This window comes from Candidatus Binatia bacterium, from assembly GCA_029243485.1.
In the GTDB taxonomy this organism is placed as follows: Bacteria; Desulfobacterota; Binatia; order UBA12015; family UBA12015; genus VGTG01.
This window is the reverse complement of sequence record JAQWRY010000047.1, coordinates 95368-113226: the sequence shown is the minus strand read 5'-3', so window position 1 is coordinate 113226 and position 17859 is coordinate 95368. Positions and strand designations below refer to the sequence as shown.

11 protein-coding genes are annotated in these 17859 nt (G+C 64.8%); 4 read left to right on the top strand and 7 right to left on the bottom strand.

Annotated elements, in window-relative coordinates; translation table 11 throughout:
• Positions 1 to 30 precede the first annotated feature (30 nt).
• From dnaE to guaB, 3 genes are read right to left on the bottom strand one after another with little or no spacing between them, the layout of a single operon-like run.
• A complete protein-coding gene (dnaE, locus tag P8R42_13450; protein MDG2305621.1) occupies positions 31 to 3492 on the bottom strand; it encodes a DNA polymerase III subunit alpha in 3462 nt (1153 codons plus the stop codon).
• A gap of 4 nt (positions 3493 to 3496) precedes the next feature.
• Complete coding sequence (guaA, locus tag P8R42_13445) at positions 3497 to 5026, bottom strand: glutamine-hydrolyzing GMP synthase (protein MDG2305620.1); 1530 nt, start codon at positions 5024 to 5026, stop codon at positions 3497 to 3499.
• Between the two features lie 3 nt (positions 5027 to 5029).
• A complete protein-coding gene (guaB, locus tag P8R42_13440; protein ID MDG2305619.1) occupies positions 5030 to 6493 on the bottom strand; it encodes an IMP dehydrogenase in 1464 nt (487 codons plus the stop codon).
• A gap of 172 nt (positions 6494 to 6665) precedes the next feature.
• Between guaB and P8R42_13435 the strand changes: the two genes are divergently transcribed.
• Complete coding sequence (locus P8R42_13435) at positions 6666 to 7193, top strand: gamma carbonic anhydrase family protein (GenBank protein ID MDG2305618.1); 528 nt, start codon at positions 6666 to 6668, stop codon at positions 7191 to 7193.
• Here P8R42_13435 and P8R42_13430 read toward each other — a convergent pair.
• The 3 genes from P8R42_13430 to P8R42_13420 form a co-directional block, all read right to left on the bottom strand.
• Positions 7177 to 7740, bottom strand: a complete 564-nt coding sequence (locus P8R42_13430) for a peptidylprolyl isomerase (GenBank protein ID MDG2305617.1) — start codon at positions 7738 to 7740, stop codon at positions 7177 to 7179. The two genes, P8R42_13435 and P8R42_13430, sit on opposite strands and share 17 nt — an antisense overlap.
• 50 nt (positions 7741 to 7790) lie before the next feature.
• A complete protein-coding gene (gene typA / locus P8R42_13425) occupies positions 7791 to 9596 on the bottom strand; it encodes a translational GTPase TypA (protein ID MDG2305616.1) in 1806 nt (601 codons plus the stop codon).
• Between the two features lie 100 nt (positions 9597 to 9696).
• On the bottom strand, positions 9697 to 10062 hold the full coding sequence (locus P8R42_13420; GenBank protein MDG2305615.1) for a prepilin-type N-terminal cleavage/methylation domain-containing protein: 366 nt from the start codon (positions 10060 to 10062) through the stop codon (positions 9697 to 9699).
• Positions 10063 to 10347: 285 nt separating this feature from the next.
• On the opposite strand from P8R42_13420, the gene P8R42_13415 reads away from it, so the two are divergent.
• Positions 10348 to 12693, top strand: coding sequence for a DNA topoisomerase IV subunit A (locus P8R42_13415; GenBank protein ID MDG2305614.1), 2346 nt, complete (start codon positions 10348 to 10350; stop codon positions 12691 to 12693).
• Positions 12694 to 12744: 51 nt separating this feature from the next.
• Positions 12745 to 14490 (top strand): S8 family serine peptidase, encoded by a 1746-nt coding sequence (locus P8R42_13410; protein ID MDG2305613.1) that lies wholly within the window; start codon positions 12745 to 12747, stop codon positions 14488 to 14490.
• Here the strand turns inward: P8R42_13410 and rlmD are convergent.
• Positions 14474 to 15775, bottom strand: a complete 1302-nt coding sequence (gene rlmD / locus P8R42_13405; GenBank protein ID MDG2305612.1) for a 23S rRNA (uracil(1939)-C(5))-methyltransferase RlmD — start codon at positions 15773 to 15775, stop codon at positions 14474 to 14476. The two genes, P8R42_13410 and rlmD, sit on opposite strands and share 17 nt — an antisense overlap.
• A gap of 114 nt (positions 15776 to 15889) precedes the next feature.
• Between rlmD and P8R42_13400 the strand changes: the two genes are divergently transcribed.
• A complete protein-coding gene (locus P8R42_13400) occupies positions 15890 to 17800 on the top strand; it encodes a DNA topoisomerase IV subunit B (protein ID MDG2305611.1) in 1911 nt (636 codons plus the stop codon).
• Positions 17801 to 17859: the final 59 nt, after the last annotated feature.

The following is a 17859-nucleotide window of genomic DNA, read 5'->3' as shown; positions in this document are numbered from 1 at the left end:
CAATTGGCCCCCGATCCAGGGCCGAAGACGTCAGGAGACGAATCTTGCTTCCACGCCTGTGAGACGCTCGGCCAGGGCCGCGATCAGTTCATGGTTGGTTGCCACGCCGTGCTTCTCGAGTGAAATCCGGGTTTCGAAGGCCTCGCGCTTCACGTGGAGGTACGTGGGGCAGTTCCCGGGGTACCGTGCCAGGGTCTGACCGAGGCGTTCGAGGTCCGCCCGGGTGAACTGGCTCCCGTCGATGAGAATCTTGAGCTCTCGGATCGCGCGGGCCCTTGCCTCGTCGAGGCGCACGAACTGGTCTGCGATGATCTGGCAGCGGTCGTCGCCGATGTCGAGCTTCCCCGTCATCGAGAGCGGCTCGCTGCTAGCGAGGAGCGCCTCGTTGCGCCGATAGACCTCCGGCCAGGCGATCACCTCGACGATCCCCTCGAGGTCCTCGAAGAAGAACGTCGCGTAGCGGTCGCCCTTCTTGCTGTTCTTTAGTCGCAGGCCCTGGACGACACCGGCGAGCGTCACCTTCTGCTGGGCCGGTTGCCCCTGGAGGCCCATCGTCGTGCAGGTAATGAGCTTCTTCAGCTGCCGGCGGTAGCGATCGAGGGGATGCCCGGTGATGAAGAACCCGAGAGTCTCCTTCTCCTGTCTCAGGAGTTCTTCGGCACCCCACGGGTCGACGCGTTGGTAGGTGTAGGTCTCGCGCCCTCCCTTCCCGCCGCCGACGAAGAGATTGCCCTGGTTGATGTTGGCCGCCGCCAGGGCCGCCCAACGGATCAGGTCCTCCACGTTCGCGAGCAGACTGGCGCGGTCGACGCCGGTGCTGTCGAACGCGCCGCACTTCACGAGGCTCTCCAGCACGCGGCGATTCAGATGCGTCGACGTAATGCGGCACACTAGGTGATCGAGGCCGTCGAAGGGACCGTTCTCGTCGCGCTCTGCGAGGATCGCCTGAATCGCCTTCGCGCCGACGCCCTTCACGGCGCCGAGGCCGAAGCGGATCTTCTCGCCGGTGACGGTGAAGTTCTCGCGGCTCTCGTTCACATCCGGCGGGAGGATCGGGATCTTCTGAGCACGCGCCTCTGCGATGTTCTTGTGGGTCTTGTCGGCGTCGCCCATCTCGAGCGTCATGAGCGCCGCGATGAACTCCTCGGGGTAGTGCGCCTTTAGGTACGCCGTCTGGAACGAGATCAGCGCGTACGCGGCTGCATGCGACTTGTTGAACCCGTACCCGGCGAACTTCTCGATCGTGTCGAAGATGTCGCCGGCCCGCTTCTCGTCGAGGTTGTTCTTGGCGGCGCCCTCACTAAAGCGGCTGCGCTCCTTCGCCATCACCTCGAGTTTCTTCTTGCCCATGGCGCGGCGGAGGTTGTCGGCATCGCCCAGGCTGTAGCCGGCGAGCACGCGCGCCGCCTGCATGACCTGCTCCTGGTAGACCATGACGCCGTACGTCTCTTTCAGTACCGGCTCCAGGAGTGGGTGCGGATAGACCGTGACCTCACGACCGTGTTTGCGATCGATGAAGTTGTCGACGATGCCGGACTCGAGAGGCCCGGGACGATACAGGGCGTTCAAGGCGACGATGTCTGCGAAACACGTGGGCCTGAGGCGCTTTACGAGCCCCGCCATGCCGCTCGATTCCATCTGGAAGATGCCGACGGTCTCGCCGCGGCCGAGGAGGCGGTAGGTTTTCTTGTCGTCGAGCGGGAGGTTCGCCAGGTCGATCTTGACGCCCTTGCCGTCGCGGATCCGGTTCACGGCGTCCTGGATCATGGTGAGCGTCTTCAGGCCCAGGAAGTCGAACTTGATGAGGCCGACCTTCTCGACATCGGTCCCCTGGTATTGCGTGAGAACGACGCCTTCCTTGTCGACGCACAGAGGGACCGACTCCACGAGCGGCTTCGCGCCGATCACTACGCCGGCGGCGTGCTTCGAGGCGTGACGCATCAGGCCTTCGAGGCGGAGCGCGTACGCGAAGAGTTTTTCTTCTCGCGGCCCTTTCGCGCGGATGTCGGCCAGGCGGGACTCGGTCTCCAACGCCCGCCTGAGCGGCACGTCCCGGCCCTGTCGGGCCGCCGGGTACAGCTTGGCCATCTTGTCGGTCTCGCCGTAGCCGAACTCAAGCACGCGACCCACGTCCTTGAGCGCGGCCTTCCCCTTCAGAGTTCCGAAGGTGATGATCTGTGCGACGCGGTCTTCACCATACTTCTCGCGAACGTACTGCAGGACTTCGTCGCGCCGCTCGTAACAAAAGTCGACGTCGATATCGGGCATCGACTTCCGTTCGGGGTTGAGGAAGCGCTCGAAGAGCAGCCCGTGAACGATCGGGTCGATGTCGGTGATCTGCATCGCCCACGCGACGACGCTACCCGCGGCCGAGCCGCGTCCCGGGCCGACCGGAATGCCGTTGCGCTTGGACCACTGAATGAAGTCCGCAACGATCAGGAAGTACCCGGGAAAGCCCATGTTCTCGATGACACCGAGCTCTACTTCCAAGCGGTCGTCGTAGGCTTTGACCTTCGACTCGTCCCAGCTGGAATCCTTGCGGAGCACGGCGAGGCGCTGGTCGAGACCCGTACGGCTTTCCTCTCGGAGCTGAGCTTCGAGGCTCACGCCTTCGGGTAGGGCGTAGTCCGGGAACTCGTACTGCCCGAAGCTCATCTTGAAGTCGCAACGCTTCGCCAGGTTCAGCGTGTTGTCGATGGCTTCCGGGTACTGGGGAAACGCGGCGCGCATCTGCTCGGGAGACTTCACGAACAGCTGATCCGTGCCGAACTTCCACCGGTTGGGATCGTCCAGCGTCTTGCCGGTCTGGATGCAGAGCAGCGCCTCGTGCGCCTCGGCATCGTCCGCGCCGAGATAGTGACAATCGTTTGTCGCGACGAGGGGCAGGCCGAGTTCCTTCGCGATGGAGAAGAGTTCGCGGTTAGAGACCTCCTGCTCGGCGAGGTGGTTGTCCTGAACTTCGATGTAGTAGCGCTCTTTGTCGAAGATCGTGGCGAACTCGCTGGCCACTCGCCGGGCCTGGCCGACGTCGCCGCGCTGGATGGCCTGGTTGACCTCGCTGCCAAGACAGCCGGACAGGCAGAGCAGCCCTTCGTTGAACTCCTCCAGCAGCTCACGATCGATCCGAGGCTTGTAGTAGAAGCCCTCTTTGTACGCGCTCGAGACGAGCTTGCAGAGATTTCGGTAGCCCTTCTCGTTCATAGAGAGCAGAACGAGATGGTAGTTCCCGGCTGTTTCCGGATCGTCGCTGCGGGCCTGGCTCTTATCGAAGCGGCTCTTCGGCGCGACGTATGCCTCGCACCCTATGATCGGCTGAATGCCGGCCGCCTCGGCCGCGCTGTAGAAGTCCACCGCACCGAACATGTTGCCGTGGTCGGTCATCGCGACCGCGGGCATGCCCAGTTGAGAGATCTTCGGAATCAGCTCCGATACTTTATTGGCGCCGTCGAGCAGCGAGTACTGCGTGTGCAGATGGAGATGTACGAACCCCACTCTGCTATTCCCATTCGATCGTCGCGGGCGGCTTCGACGAGACGTCGTATACCACCCGATTGATGCCCTTCACTTCGTTCGGAATTCTGCGGCCCAACACCTCGAGAGTATCGTGCGAAAGTCGCGCCCAATCCGCGGTCATCCCGTCGAGGCTTTCGACGGCGCGGACCGCGATCACCTGGTCGTACGTCCGCTCGTCGCCCTGCACGCCGACGGTCTGGATGGGCAGGAGCACGGCGAAGCCCTGCCATAGGTTCTTCGCGTCCGGGCGCCCCTTCAGCTCCTCGCGGACGATGGCGTCGGCATCCCGCAGGAGCGCCACGCGCTCGCGGGTGACGGCCCCTACAATTCGAACTGCCAGTCCCGGCCCCGGGAACGGCTCGCGCGATACGAGTTCCTCATCGAGGCCGAGCTCGCGCCCGACCGCGCGGACCTCATCTTTGAACAGCTCGCGGAGAGGCTCGACCAGCTTGAGCTTCATGTGCTCGGGGAGTCCGCCGACGTTGTGATGTGACTTGATCGTTGCCGAGGGTCCACGCACGGACACGGACTCGATGACGTCGGGATAGAGCGTCCCCTGCGCGAGATAGCGGACGTCGTCGAGGGTCGCCGCAGCCTCGTCGAAGACCTCGATGAAGAGGTTGCCGATGCGCTTGCGCTTGAGCTCGGGGTCGAGGACCTCGTCGAGCGCCTCGAAGAACCGGTCCGTGGCGTCGATGGTTCGAATGTCGAGCCCTAGGTGCGCGAGCGACGTCTCCACCATCTCGCGGTCGCCTGCGCGCAGAAGTCCGTTATCGACGAAGATGCACGTGAGCCGATCACCGATCGCGCGGTGCAGGAGTGCGGCAGCCACAGTGGAGTCGACTCCGCCGGACAGGCCGCAGATCACGCGCCCCTCGGCGACCTTCTCTCGCAGGCCCTGGATCGTGGAATCGATGAAGGAGTCCGGCGTCCAGTCCGCCTTTGCACCGCAGACGCCGAGGACGAAGTTCCCGAGGATCTGCGCGCCCCTCTCGGAGTGAACGACCTCCGGGTGGAACTGGAGCCCGAACAGACGGCCCGTCGGATCGCGGAACGCCTGGATCGGAGCATTGGAACTCTTCGCGAGGACGTCCCAGCCCTCGGGCAGCGACTCCATCCGGTCGCCGTGGGACATCCAGACGGAGGTCTCGCTGCCGACGTCGAAGCCCTTGAAGAGGTCGGTGTCGTCGAGGATCTCGATCGCGGTGCGCCCGAACTCGCCCCGTTCCGCGCGCGCGACGTCGGCTCCGGCGTTCACGTTGAGGATGGCCATCCCGTAGCAAATGCCGAGCACGGGAACGCCAAGGTCGAGAATACCACTCGCGAGCCGTGGCGCGGATTCCACGTAGACGCTCGCCGGGCCGCCCGACAGCACGATGCCAGTCGGGGCGCGTTCGCGCACTTCCTCGACGGAGACCGTGCACGGCAGGATCTCGCAGTAGACGTTCGACTCGCGGATTCGGCGAGCGATGAGTTGAGTGTACTGGCTTCCAAAATCGACGACGAGAATCACGGTTCAACCCAGGCGGTAATTGGGAGCCTCTTTCGCGACGACCACGTCGTGAACGTGACTCTCGCGGTGGCCTGCTTCGCTGATGCGGATGTACTTGGCTTCGGCACGGAGCTGGTCGAGGGTCGGAACCCCCATGTAGCCCATGCCGGCTCGTACGCCGCCGACCAGCTGGTGAATGTTGGACGACAGCGAACCCTTGTACGGAACGCGGCCCTCGATGCCTTCGGGCACGAGCTTGATCGCGTCTTCTTCGTCGTCCTGGAAGTAACGGTCTTTGCTGCCGGCGCGCATGGCTTCGATCGATCCCATGCCGCGGTACATCTTGTAGGTTCGCCCCTGATACAAAATCGTCTCTCCGGGACTCTCCTCAGTGCCCGCGAACAAGCTTCCGATCATGACCGCGTCCGCTCCGCAAGCGAGCGACTTCACGACGTCGCCGGAAAAGCGGATCCCGCCGTCCGCGACGATCGGAATGTTCGCGTCGCGCGCGACCTTGGCTGCATCGACGATGGCCGTGACCTGGGGCATGCCGACGCCGGAGATGATCCGGGTCGTGCAGATGGAGCCGACGCCCATCCCGACCTTCACGGCGTCCGCGCCGGCGTCGATGAGAGCCCGGACGCCGTCGCCCGTGCCGACGTTGCCGGCGAGAACGTCGAGATCCGGATGGCTCTTCTTCAGAGCACGAACGGTCTCGAGCACGTTCTTGGAATGCCCGTGCGCCGTATCGACGCAGATGATGTCGGCGCCGGCCTCGATGAGGGCCTCCGCGCGTTCCTGCCAGTCGGCGCCGACCCCGACCGCGGCTCCGACCCGAAGGCGGCCACGGTCGTCACGGCATGCGTGGGGGAATTGCTTGGCCTTCTCGATGTCCTTCACCGTGATGAGCCCGACGAGACGCAGGTCCTCCTCGACGACGAGGAGCTTCTCGATGCGGTGCTCGTGCAGCTTGAGCGTGGCCTCGTCGAGAGTGACCCCAGGAGGGGCGGTGACCAGGTTGCGGTGGGTCATCACCTCGCCGACGGTGCGCTCGAGGCGGCGTTCGAACCGGAGGTCCCGGTTCGTCAGGATCCCGACGAGGCGGCCGTTCTCCGTGACGGGCAGGCCTGAGATGTGCGAGCGCTGCATGAGCCCGAGCGCTTCGGAGAGCGTCTGCGTGGGCGACACCGTGAGTGGGTCGGCGACCATGCCGCTCTCGAACTTCTTCACGCGCCCGACCTGCGCGGCCTGCGCTTCGACGGTGAGGTTCTTGTGCACGACACCAATGCCGCCCTCCTGGGCGATCGCGATGGCGGTGCGAGACTCGGTGACCGTGTCCATCGCCGCGCTGATCAAGGGGATCTGGAGGGAGATTCGGCGCGTCAGGCGCGCGGAGAGATCCGTCGTCCGGGGAAGAATCTCAGACGAAGCGGGGACGAGAAGGATGTCGTCGAAGGTCAGACCTTCGCCGAGGCGGTGCTGCTCCATGACCGGGTCCTCCCTGCGCTAACGAACGAAGCCCAGACGCTTGCCTGGGCTTTTTGGGGTGATCCGGTGACCGCGGTCTCTTTCGAGGCTAACCATGGCGCTTCCTATCAGAGCGCAATCAGTGTGGCAACATCGGGTTCCCAATAACAACATCTTGTGGTTGGGAGTGAACATGATTCTGCCCTTCGAAGAGCACCGACCGCGCCTCGCCGGGGACGTCTTCGTCGCGCCGGACGCCAACGTGATCGGGCGCGTGACGATCGGCGCGGGCTCCAGCGTCTGGTTCGGAGCCGTCGTTCGGGCCGACGGCGACGACATCACGATCGGAGAGCGCTCGAACCTGCAGGACCGGGTCGTGGTCCACATCGCGACGGACCGTCACCCGACGCGGATCGGCGATGACGTCACCGTGGGCCACGGGGCCGTCCTGCACGGGTGCACGGTCGAGGACCGGGTTCTGGTGGGTATCGGCGCCGTCGTTCTCGACAGCGCACACCTGGAGCCGGACTGCATGGTCGCGGCCGGTGCGGTCGTGACGCCGGGGACTCGAATTCCTTCCGGTCAGCTCGCCGTCGGGTCGCCGGCCCGTGTCGTGCGGGCGCTGCGTCCGGCCGAAGTCGAACACCTGCGAACGTCGGCTGCGAACTATGTGGCGCTGGCGCGCCGGTACGCAAGCGGCGGCGCTATTCCTTCGCCGTGACGCCCTCGATGGTGACGCTCTCGATGGTGACGTCGTCAGTGGGCACGTCCTGGTGCGTGCCGCGGTTGCCGGTCGGAACTTCCTTGATCCGGTCGACCACGTCCATGCCCTCGGTCACCTTGCCGAATACGGCGTAGCCGTAGCCCTGGGGGGTCTTGCCCCGGTGGTCGAGGAACCCGTTGTCCTTCACGTTGATGAACCACTGTGCGGTCGCGCTGTCCGGTGCGCTCGTGCGGGCCATCGCGAGCGTGCCGCGGGTGTTCTTGATGCCGTTGTCGGCTTCGTTTTTGATCGGGCGGCGCTGGCCCGGCTTCGGCGTGAGCGTCGCGTCCATGCCGCCGCCCTGGATCATGAAGTTGCCGATGACGCGGTGAAAGATCGTTCCGTCGAAGTAGCCGGCCTTGGCGTAGTCGATGAAGTTCTTGGTCGACAGGGGCGCCTTGTCGGCGAACAGCTCCGCGGTGATGGTGCCCATCGAGGTCTTGATCGTGACGACCGGGTTCTTCGCAGCGGCCGCATCGGCGACCAGGGCGTTGCCCGCGAGCATCGTCACGGACCCTATCAGCGCGAAGCAGAGTGCAGACTTCGTAAGGTTCGTCACTTCTCTTCCCTCGTTTTCTTCTTGGGCCGGACGTTCTGGGCGAGGATTTGTTTCCGGATGCGAATCGACTTCGGGGTCACTTCTACACGCTCGTCATCGTCGATCCAGTCGAGAGCGTCCTCGAGGCCCATCGTATGCGGCGGCGAGAGTCGAATCGCCTCGTCGCGCCCGGAGGCACGGACGTTCGTAAGCTTCTTCTCTCGGGTCACGTTCACATCGAGGTCGCCGGCGCGTGAGTACTCACCGATGACCATGCCCTCGTAGACCGGGGTGCCAGCCGGCACGAACTGGATGCCGCGCTCTTGGAGGTGGAACAAGGCGTACGGCGTCGCGACACCGGCGCGGTCCGAGATGATCGCGCCATTGGTGCGCCGCTGGATCTCTCCGGCCCACGGTGCGTAGCCGTTGAACATCGCGTTGATGATCCCGGTTCCCCGGGTGTCGGTGAGGAACGGGGAGCGGAAGCCGATCAGGCCGCGGGACGGCACGGAGAACTCCAACCGCACTCGGCCAGAGGCCGGCGGCGCCATGTGCGTCATGGTCCCCTTGCGCATGGACAGCAGCTGCGAGATCACGCCCACGTACTCCTCGGGTGTGTCGATGATCGCGGTCTCCATCGGCTCTTCGAGCTTGCCGTCGACCTCGCGCGTTACGACCATGGGCTTCGAGACCTCGATCTCGTAGCCCTCGCGGCGCATCGTCTCGATCAGGATGGCGAGCTGAAGCTCGCCGCGGCCACAGACACGGATCTTGTCTGGGAAGCCGGTTTCCTCGACCTTCAGACTCACGTTCCTGTGGGCCTCCATCTCGAGGCGCTCGCGGAGCTTGCGGGACGTGACGTACTTGCCCTCGCGGCCGGCCCACGGAGACGTGTTCACGCCGAAGATCATAGCGATCGTCGGCTCGTCGATCCGAAGGCGCGGCAAGGCGCGCGGGTTTTCGCTGTCGGCGATCGTATCGCCGATCTCGACATTCTCGATGCCGGCGAGTGCGACGATATCGCCACCCGACGCCCGGTCGAGGTCGACCCGCTTCAGGCCGTACCAGCCGTACACATGCGTGAGCTTGAACGGCGTCTCCACACCGTCCGCCCCGCAAAGCGTGTAGTGCTCTCCGTTGACGACCTCTCCAGAGCGAACGCGACCGAGTGCGAGTCGGCCGACGTAGTCGTCGTAGCCCAGGTTGTTCACCTGGAACTGCGTCGGCTCGTTTTCGGGAACCTCGGGGCCAGGGAGCGCCTCGATGATCAGCTGGAAGAGGGTCCGCAGATCCTTCCCCTCGACTTCGAGCTCGCGAGTGGCCGTGCCGGCCTTGGCGTTCGTGTAGACGACAGGGAACTCGAGCTGGGTCTCGTTGGCATCGAGATCGATGAAGAGCCCGTAGATCTCGTCGAGGACTTCGGCGACGCGCGCATCGGCCCGATCGATCTTATTGACGCAGACGATCGGCGCGAGCCCGGCTTCCAATGCCTTGCGCAGAACGAACCGGGTCTGCGGCAGCGGACCCTCCGACGAGTCGACGAGCAGGATCACGCCGTCGACCATTGCGAGCGTGCGCTCGACCTCGCCGCCGAAGTCAGCGTGCCCCGGCGTGTCGACGATATTGATCCGGACGTCGCTGTAAACGATCGACGTGTTCTTGGCGAGAATGGTGAGGCCCCGCTCTCGCTCGATCGCGCCGGAGTCCATCACACGTTCGGCAACGTTCTGGTGCGCGCTGAAGGTACCGCTCTGATGGAGCAGTGCATCGACGAGGGTAGTCTTGCCATGGTCGACGTGCGCAATGATCGCAATGTTGCGCACGTCCGAACGGCGCGGGGCCGTGGGGGTTTCTTCAGAACTCGCCAGCACATGGGCGGGTTAGCAAACAGCCTTGCCTGGCGCCATGAAGTGCGGGTTTCCCCTAGGGTTGCAAACCGCCGTTGGCCGAGTCCCAGTTGAAGGTTTTGGTCCCCTCGGGATGGTGCGACTCGGCCGAGAAGCCCTGCACCGAGACCCCGGTCAGGGTCACCACGACGCCGGTAGGCGGATAGTACGAGGGTAGATCGGCGATCGCCGGCGCGTAGTTCCCATTCCGGGCGAAATAGGCCTCCTCCGCTTTGGCCAGCGTGTTCAGAGCCTGGGAGGAATGTGAGTTGTAACTGTCGGCCCTATAGGCCGAGAACGCCGGCAATGCGATGGCGGCGAGGATGCCAATGATCGCAACCACGACCAGGAGCTCGATCAGGGTGAAACCCCTCGGATCGCTCACGGCTTGTTTGTTCTGCATCTCGTGCTCCCCAATTTGACTCGTCTGTGGTGAGGCCCCGACCGGATGCGGATCCAGTACCGCCCGAATGGAAATGCAAGACACGGACCGACTGCCGGGTCGATGAAAAGCCTGTCAGTACGGCCGTTCTGCTCATTTTGACGGTGACGTATCCCGTCACCCGGGCGCCGGAATCGCCAGTCCGGGTGCCAGAATGTGTCACTGCGATGCAGATGCCGCAGGCTCCGCTGGCGAAATCGGTCTAGACCGCTTAAAAGGCGCGCCGGGAAAGGGGGGTGTTGGAGGATGGAGGGGGAGACCCGCCAAGCAGATCTGCGTACCACTGCCGAGCAGCGGTATCTGAGCTACGCGCTCTCGGTAATCACGGCCCGTGCTCTGCCCGATGCTCGGGACGGGCTGAAGCCGGTCCAGCGGCGCATCTTGTTCGCGATGTTCCAGAACCTGCGCCTGGTGGCTTCGGCGAAGGCCAGGAAGTCGGCCCAGATCGTCGGCGAAGTGATCGGCAAGTATCACCCACACGGTGACGTCGCCGCGTACGACGCCATGGTCCGCATGGCCCAGGACTTCTCCTTGCGATACCCGCTGGTCCACGGCGAGGGGAACTTCGGCTCGCTCGACGGCGATCAGGCCGCGGCCTACCGCTACACCGAGGCCCGGCTCACCGCGATCGCGGAGGAGATCCTGGCCGACCTCGGGGCCGACACAGTCGATTGGCGTCCCACGTACGATGCCTCCAACGAGGAGCCGATCGTCCTGCCGAGCCGCCTCCCGCAGCTCCTGATGAACGGTTCCACCGGGATCGCGGTCGGCATGGCGACCAACATTCCGCCGCACAACCTCACCGAGATCTGCAATGCGCTAGTAGCTCTGGTCGATGCCCCGAAGCTCGAGGTGACGGACCTCCTTAAGCACATCAAGGGTCCTGACTTCCCAACCGGTGGGGAGCTGCTTTCGAGCCGCGCCGAGATCCGCAGCGTCTACGAGACCGGCACCGGCGCCCTCCGCGTCCGGGGCGAGTACAAGATCGAGAAGGCACCCCGCGGCAAGGTGCAGATCATCCTGACCTCGATCCCCTACGCCGTGAACAAGGCGACGCTGGTCGAACGTATCGGTGGCCTCATCATCGAGCGGAAGCTGCCGCAGGTCGTCGACGTGCGCGACGAGTCCACCGACGAGATCCGGGTCGTTCTGGAACTGAAGGCGGACATCGACCCGCAGGTCGCGATGGCCTTCCTGTTCAAGCACACGGACCTGCAGGTCAACTTTAACGTCAATCTCACTTGCCTGACACCTTCGGATAGCCCGAGCGGCGCGAGCCCCGAGCGCGTCTCGCTTCTCGACCTCTGCCAGCACTTCCTCGACTTCCGGATGGACGTCGTCACCCGCCGGCTCGAATTCGAGAAGCGAAAGCTCGAGGCGCGGCTCCATATCCTCGAGGGCTTCCACAAGATTCATCTCGACCTCGACAAGGCGATCCGGATCATTCGCCGCGCCGAGGGCCGCGCCGACGCCGCCAAGAAGCTGAAGGTCGCCTTCAAGCTCGAGGACGTGCAGGTCGACGCGATTCTGGAACTTAGGCTGTACCAGTTGGCCCGGCTCGAGATCGACAAGCTCGAGGCGGAACGCAAGGAGAAGCAGAAGCGGCTCGCCGAGGTCGACCGTCTCCTGAAACGCAAGGCCGAGCGTTGGAAGATGATCCGGCGCGAACTTCTCGAACTGAAGGAGAAGTACGGAGACGCCCGTCGCACGAAGGTGTCGATGAGCGGCCGCGAAGACCTCGTGTACGATCCGGACGCCTACATCGTTCACGAAGAGACAACCGTGCTCCTCACGCGCGACGGATGGATTCGCCGTGTGCGAGAGCTGAAGGATCCCTCCACCGCGCGACTTCGGGAAGGTGACTCGCTCGAGGCGATCCACGTCGGAACGACGCGCGACCGGATCGTCCTCTTTTCGACGCTGGGCGTTCTGTACGTGTTGCCCGCGAGTGACGTGCCGGCCACCACCGGCTACGGCGAGCCGGTGCAGTCGCTGTTCAAGTTCAAGGACGGAGAACGCGTGATTCGCAGCATGCTCGTCGTCGAGGGCGGTGCGGCCCCGACACCCAAAGCGAAGGCGAAGCCCAAGGCCAAAGGTAAGGGCAAGAAGGCCCAGGCGAACCTCTTCAACGAGGGGGACGTGATCGAGCTCACGGCGCCGACGAAAGCGATCCTAGTCGCGTCTGCGCGAGGATACGGCTTCCAGGCCGGCCCGGACCTTTCGCCGACCACGCGGAGCGGCCGCCGGTTTGCGCGTGTCGCGGCCGGAGACGAGTTGATCTCCATCCACGATGTCACGGGCAAGGAAGTCTTCTGTCTGGCGAAGAGTGGCAAGGGAGTTCGCTTCCCTCTGTCCGACGTCGCCGACCTCTCGGGCGTTGGGCGGGGCGTGATCCTCATGCGCCTCGACTCCAGCGACAAGCTCCTGGGCGCCGTGTCCGGGGCCGGCACGACGGAGTTCCGGGTGGGGATCGCCAAGGGTTCGCTGCGTGGCGTCCGAGGCGAGGCCTTCCCGCAGCTCAAGCGGGGAGCGAAGGGCCAGAAGGTCATCAAGCGCGGCACACCTGAGTCAATCGCGCCCCCCGAGAATTAGTGCGCGATCCGTCTCGCCCAGTTTGCGGCCCGCGGCTACAATGAGATGTCCATGTTTGCGCTTCGCCATGTTGCCCTGCCCTGCCTCGCCGTTCTTCTGGTGACGACGACAGCCGAGGGCGGGAAAGTGCCGACGAGGCTCACCGACGCAGTGCGCCGGGCAGGGTCGGCTCGGGTTCTCGTCCAGCTGGACGAGTCGGTGGCGGCGGAGGGCGCCCTTCCCGCCCGTTCGGCGGTCATCGGGCAGCGCGCGCGAATCGCGGCGAGTGGTCGGCGCCTTGCGACCACGCTCGGGGGGACCGGAAGCCGGGTGCTCCGTGCGTTCGAGACGGTTCCGTTCGCCGCACTGGACGTCGACGAGGCCGGACTCGATGCCCTCGAGCAGGCCGACTTCGTCGTGGCAGTCGAGGAGGACAGACTATCCTTCCCGATTCTCGACGAGAGCGTCCCGCAAATCGAAGCCAATGCCGTCCACCTGACCGGCTACGACGGGAGCGGCCAGACCATTGCGATTCTCGATACCGGCGTTGATTCCGCACACCCGTTCCTCGCCGGCCGCGTAGTCTCCGAGTCGTGCTTCTCTTCCGGCGACGACTGTCCCAACGGCAGCTCGACTCAGACCGGTGCCGGCGCCGGTGCCCCGTGTACCTACGCACCAGAGGACTGTGCACACGGCACACACGTCGCCGGGATTGCCGCGGGGGCCGGCGAGAGCTTCACCGGCGTTGCTCCTGGAGCCGATCTGATTTCGATTCAGATCTTTACGCGCTTCAACGGTGCCTTTTGCGGTGGGGCCACTCCCTGTGCCGCTTCGTTCACCTCGGACCAGGTGGCCGCGCTCGAACGCGTCCTTACACTTGCCGACATCTTTCCGATCGCAGCGGTGAACATGAGCATCGGCGGGGCCGTGCCCTTCACATCCGCCTCGGCCTGCGACGAAGCGAACGCCGCGCGCAAGGCCGTGATCGATCACTTGCGCTCGATCGGGATCGTTACGGTTGGTGCATCCGGCAACGAGCGGTCGGCCGATGGACTCACGAGTCCGGCCTGCATCTCGACGCTCGTCAGCGTGGGGGCGACGACGGCTGTCGATACGGTGGCCGGCTTCTCGAACTCGGCCGCCTTCCTGACTCTCCTCGCGCCCGGCGTCGGCATCGATTCCTCAGTGCCGGGGGACGGGTTCCGCGTCATGAACGGCACGTCGATGGCCGCGCCCCACGTGTCTGGCGCTTTTGCCCTGCTGCGCCAGCAGTCCACGTCGGCTTCCGTGACCGAACTGGTCGAGGTTCTGCGCGCCACGGGTGTCCCGGTGCTGGACGCCCGAAACGGCGTGATCGTGCCGCGCATCTCACTCCTCTCCGCCGTGGCGGAGGGCAGGGTCGCCCCGCGTGGATTGCTCGAGTTTCCCCTCGACGGCCGCTACGCGACCGGCATCGGGGCCTTCACTGCCTGGCTGTGCGACGCCAAGTCCGTTTTGATCCGCGTGGACGGAGGCGAGCCGATGGTCGCCGCGTACGGTACGCCGCGCGACGACACGAAGGCGGTGTGCGGCGACGCCGACAACGGCGTGAGCCTCCTGTACAACTTCAACCGCGACGGCAACGGGCTCCACACAGCCGAACTCATCGCCGACGGCGTGGTCGTCAGTACGAGCACCTACACCGTGAGCACCTTCGGGGTTCCGTTCTTGCGCGGGGCGGACGAGAAGACCTACATCCTCCAGGACTTCGAGGGCCACGACGTCTCGGTGAAGTGGCTCACCGAGCGCCAGGGCTTCGAAATCATCGCCGTGGACTAACCGCGCCGTGACGCGACAGCACCGCGAGCGCTTCGACGTGCGGTGTCTGAGGAAGCATGTCGAAGGCCTGCACGCGCTCGAGCTTGTAGCCGTGGGTCGTGAACATCCGGAGGTCCCGCGCGAGCGTGTCCGGGTCGCAGGACACGTACAGGACCTGCGCCGGCGCCAACTCCAGGATCTGCTGCGTGACGGGTGCGCCGAGCCCCTTGCGTGGGGGGTTCACCACAACGACGTCGGGCTCGGGCATCCCGTGCTGCGCCGCAACGTGCTTCACCCCCTCGGCCGACGCGGCGGCGAAACGTGTGTTCCGCACCCGAGCGCGGCGCGCGTTGCTCCGAGCGCAGGCGATCGCGCTCACAGACGACTCGATGCCGAGGAGTCGGTCGCCCGGCCGCACGACGGACAGGCCGATGGCACCGACCCCGCAGTAGACATCGAGAATCCGAGCGGACGGCGGGCCACGGAACGCCTTCACCGCTGCCCGGTAGATGTTTGTTGCCACGTCCGGGTTCGCCTGCAGGAAGGCGTCGGGCTGCGATTCGAGGATACGATCGCCAAGGCGTTCGAGGAGCGCCGGCGGCCCGAAAATGTTGTGGATGTCGCGGGTCAACAAGGCGTTGCCCGGCGTCGGGTTCGTGCACAGGAAGGCACTCTCGAGTTCGGGATGTCGCCGGCGTAGGGCACGAATGAGTTCGCCGAGCCACGCCGGGCGACTTCTGGCGGAGACCAGCGTGAGATGGATCTTGCCACTGAGGCGCGAACTTCGAGCCAGTGCGTAGCGCAGGTCTCCGCCGCGTCGCCGCTCGTCGAAGATCGACACACCCCGTTGCTGAACCTCCTCCAGGAGATCTCGCAGGAAGGGCTGGAGCAGTCGGTCGTGGACCGAGCAGGCTTCCGCCGGCATCACGCTGTGGGTGCCCGGTTTGTAGACCCCAAGGAGCGTCTCGCGGCCCTTCTGGATCCGGCGCGCGCGAAAGACGAGCTTCGCATGGTTCCGGTACCCGAATCGATGCGGGCTCCCGCTCGGGTCGACGAGACGGTAGCGCCCAAGTTCGCGGTGTTGCTCGAGCGCGGCCTTGAGCCGCTCGTGTTTCTCCGCGAGCTGCGCACCATACGCCCGGTCCACCCACGGGCAGCCCACGCACTGCGGGAAGTGCTCGCAGCGGGCCCCCGTCTTGGCCTGGGTTTCGGCCGTACCGCGCGCCGCTGGGCGTTGCCCGGCCGTCCGACGTTTCGTCGGACGGCGCGCGCCCTTGCCCTTCGCGGGCTTTCTCGGTGCCGCCATCGCGTTGACACCTAGCATCGTTCGTCGGCCGTAGCCGGTGTCTGCTAGGCTCGATCGGCGATGGCGGTGGGGTCGGCGAAAGCGGCCTCTGCGGAGAGGAAGAGGAGCAAGGGCGTGGCGCGGAGCTATACGGCGAAGGACATCACGGTACTCGAGGGACTCGAGCCCGTACGCAAGAGGCCTGGTATGTACATCGGGTCGGTTGACTCGCCAGGCTTGCACCATCTCGTGTGGGAGATCGTCGACAACAGCGTCGACGAGGCGATGAACGGTCACTGCAAGCGGATCGACGTGACTCTCGAGAAGGATGGCGAGACCGTACGCGTGCGCGACGACGGGCGCGGCATCCCCGTCGACATGCACAAGAAGTACCGTAAGCCCGCCCTCGAGCTGATCCTCACGACGCTCCACGCCGGCGGCAAGTTCGAGGCGAAGAATTACTATCACTCGGGTGGCCTGCATGGTGTGGGAGCCTCGGTCGTCACCGCGCTCGCGGACAAGATGACCGTCCGCGTGAAGCGCGACGGGGCCGAGTGGGAACAGAAGTTCGCGCGTGGCATTGCAACGGCGAAGCTGAAGAAGGTCGGGAGCCGCACCCGTGGCAGTGGCACGATGATCGAGTTCCATCCCGACCCCAAGATCTTTCCGAACGTTTGCTTCGATCCGAAGCTAATCAAGGATCGGCTCGAATCGAAGGCCTATCTCCACAAGGGCCTCACCGTCACCTTTGAGGACAAGGCGTCCAAAGAGTCCCACACCTTCCACTACGACGACGGAATTCGCGCATATCTCGACAAGGTCCTCACGAAGGAGAAGCGGAAGCGTGTGGCCGCCGAGACCTTCTACGCGACGCGCGAGGAAGACGGCGTCCACGTCGAGTGCTCCCTCGCCTGGACCGAAGACACCAACGAGACGCTCTCGTCGTTCGTGAACAGCATCCCGACGAGTTCCGGGGGCACGCACGAGAACGGCTTGAAGTCCGGCATGGTGAAGGCCGTTCGGAACTACCTCGAGCTCCAGAACCTCGTCCCGCGGGGCCTGCAGATCGCAGCGGAGGACGTTCGCGAAGGTGTCGTCGGACTTCTGTCCTGCTTCATCGCGGCACCGCAGTTCCAGGGACAGACGAAGGATCGGTTGAACAACTCGGAGCTCACCCCGGTCGTCGACGCTTTCGTCCGCAGTTCGCTCGAGAACTGGCTTCTGAGCAACCGCTCGTCGGCCGACGCGATCGCCGAGCGAGTGATCCTCTCTGCGAAGGCGCGTTCGGCATCGCGCGCCGCTGCGAAGGAGGTGCAACGGAAGTCGGCGGTTTCACACCGGCTGAACCTGCCCGGGAAGCTCGCGGATTGCAGCTCGACGGATCCCTCGAAGTCCGAGCTGTTCCTCGTCGAGGGCGATTCCGCAGGCGGCTCGGCCAAGCAGGGGCGCAATCGGCACTTCCAGGCCATTCTCCCGCTGCGCGGCAAGGTGCTGAACACCGAGCAGGCATCGACGACGAAGGTGCTCGCAAACGTCGAGCTCTCCAACATCGTGAAGGCGCTGGGCTCGGGGATCGGCAGGGAGTTCGACGCTCGAAAGCTACGCTACCATCGCATCTGCCTGCTGATGGATGCCGACTCGGATGGCAATCACATCGCGACGCTCTTGATGACATTCTTCTACCGTCACATGCCGCAGCTCATCTCGGGCGGTTATCTCTATCTGTCTGTCCCGCCGCTGTATCGCATCGACATCGGCAAGGAGACGTTCTGGGCGCAGGACGACGACGAGAAGGACAGTATCCTCGCGAAGCGCGACAAACGGGGGAACGTCCAGGTCCAGAGATTCAAAGGGCTCGGTGAGATGAACCCGTCGACGCTCAAGCTGACGACTCTCGATCCCCAGACGCGGACCCTCTTGCAGATTACGGTCGATGAAAAGTCCGCGACGGACGACACGATCCAGACGCTCATGGGACGCGAAGTAGCTCCGCGGTTCGACCTCATCATGGACCGGGCGACCGCCGTCGCGGATCTGGACATCTGACGCGGGTCGCTCCTGCTACAGCATGCGCTCCGCGGGCCGGTTGACCTTGTGCGGCTGCT

Coding starts and splice junctions, on each gene's coding strand:
- guaB (MDG2305619.1), bottom strand. CDS start 6,493: ATGGAGCAGCACCGCCTCGGCGAAGGTCTGACCTTCGACGACATCCTT.
- P8R42_13435 (MDG2305618.1), top strand. CDS start 6,666: ATGATTCTGCCCTTCGAAGAGCACCGACCGCGCCTCGCCGGGGACGTC.
- P8R42_13430 (MDG2305617.1), bottom strand. CDS start 7,740: ATGCTCGCGGGCAACGCCCTGGTCGCCGATGCGGCCGCTGCGAAGAAC.
- P8R42_13420 (MDG2305615.1), bottom strand. CDS start 10,062: ATGCAGAACAAACAAGCCGTGAGCGATCCGAGGGGTTTCACCCTGATC.
- P8R42_13415 (MDG2305614.1), top strand. CDS start 10,348: ATGGAGGGGGAGACCCGCCAAGCAGATCTGCGTACCACTGCCGAGCAG.
- P8R42_13410 (MDG2305613.1), top strand. CDS start 12,745: ATGTTTGCGCTTCGCCATGTTGCCCTGCCCTGCCTCGCCGTTCTTCTG.
- rlmD (MDG2305612.1), bottom strand. CDS start 15,775: ATGGCGGCACCGAGAAAGCCCGCGAAGGGCAAGGGCGCGCGCCGTCCG.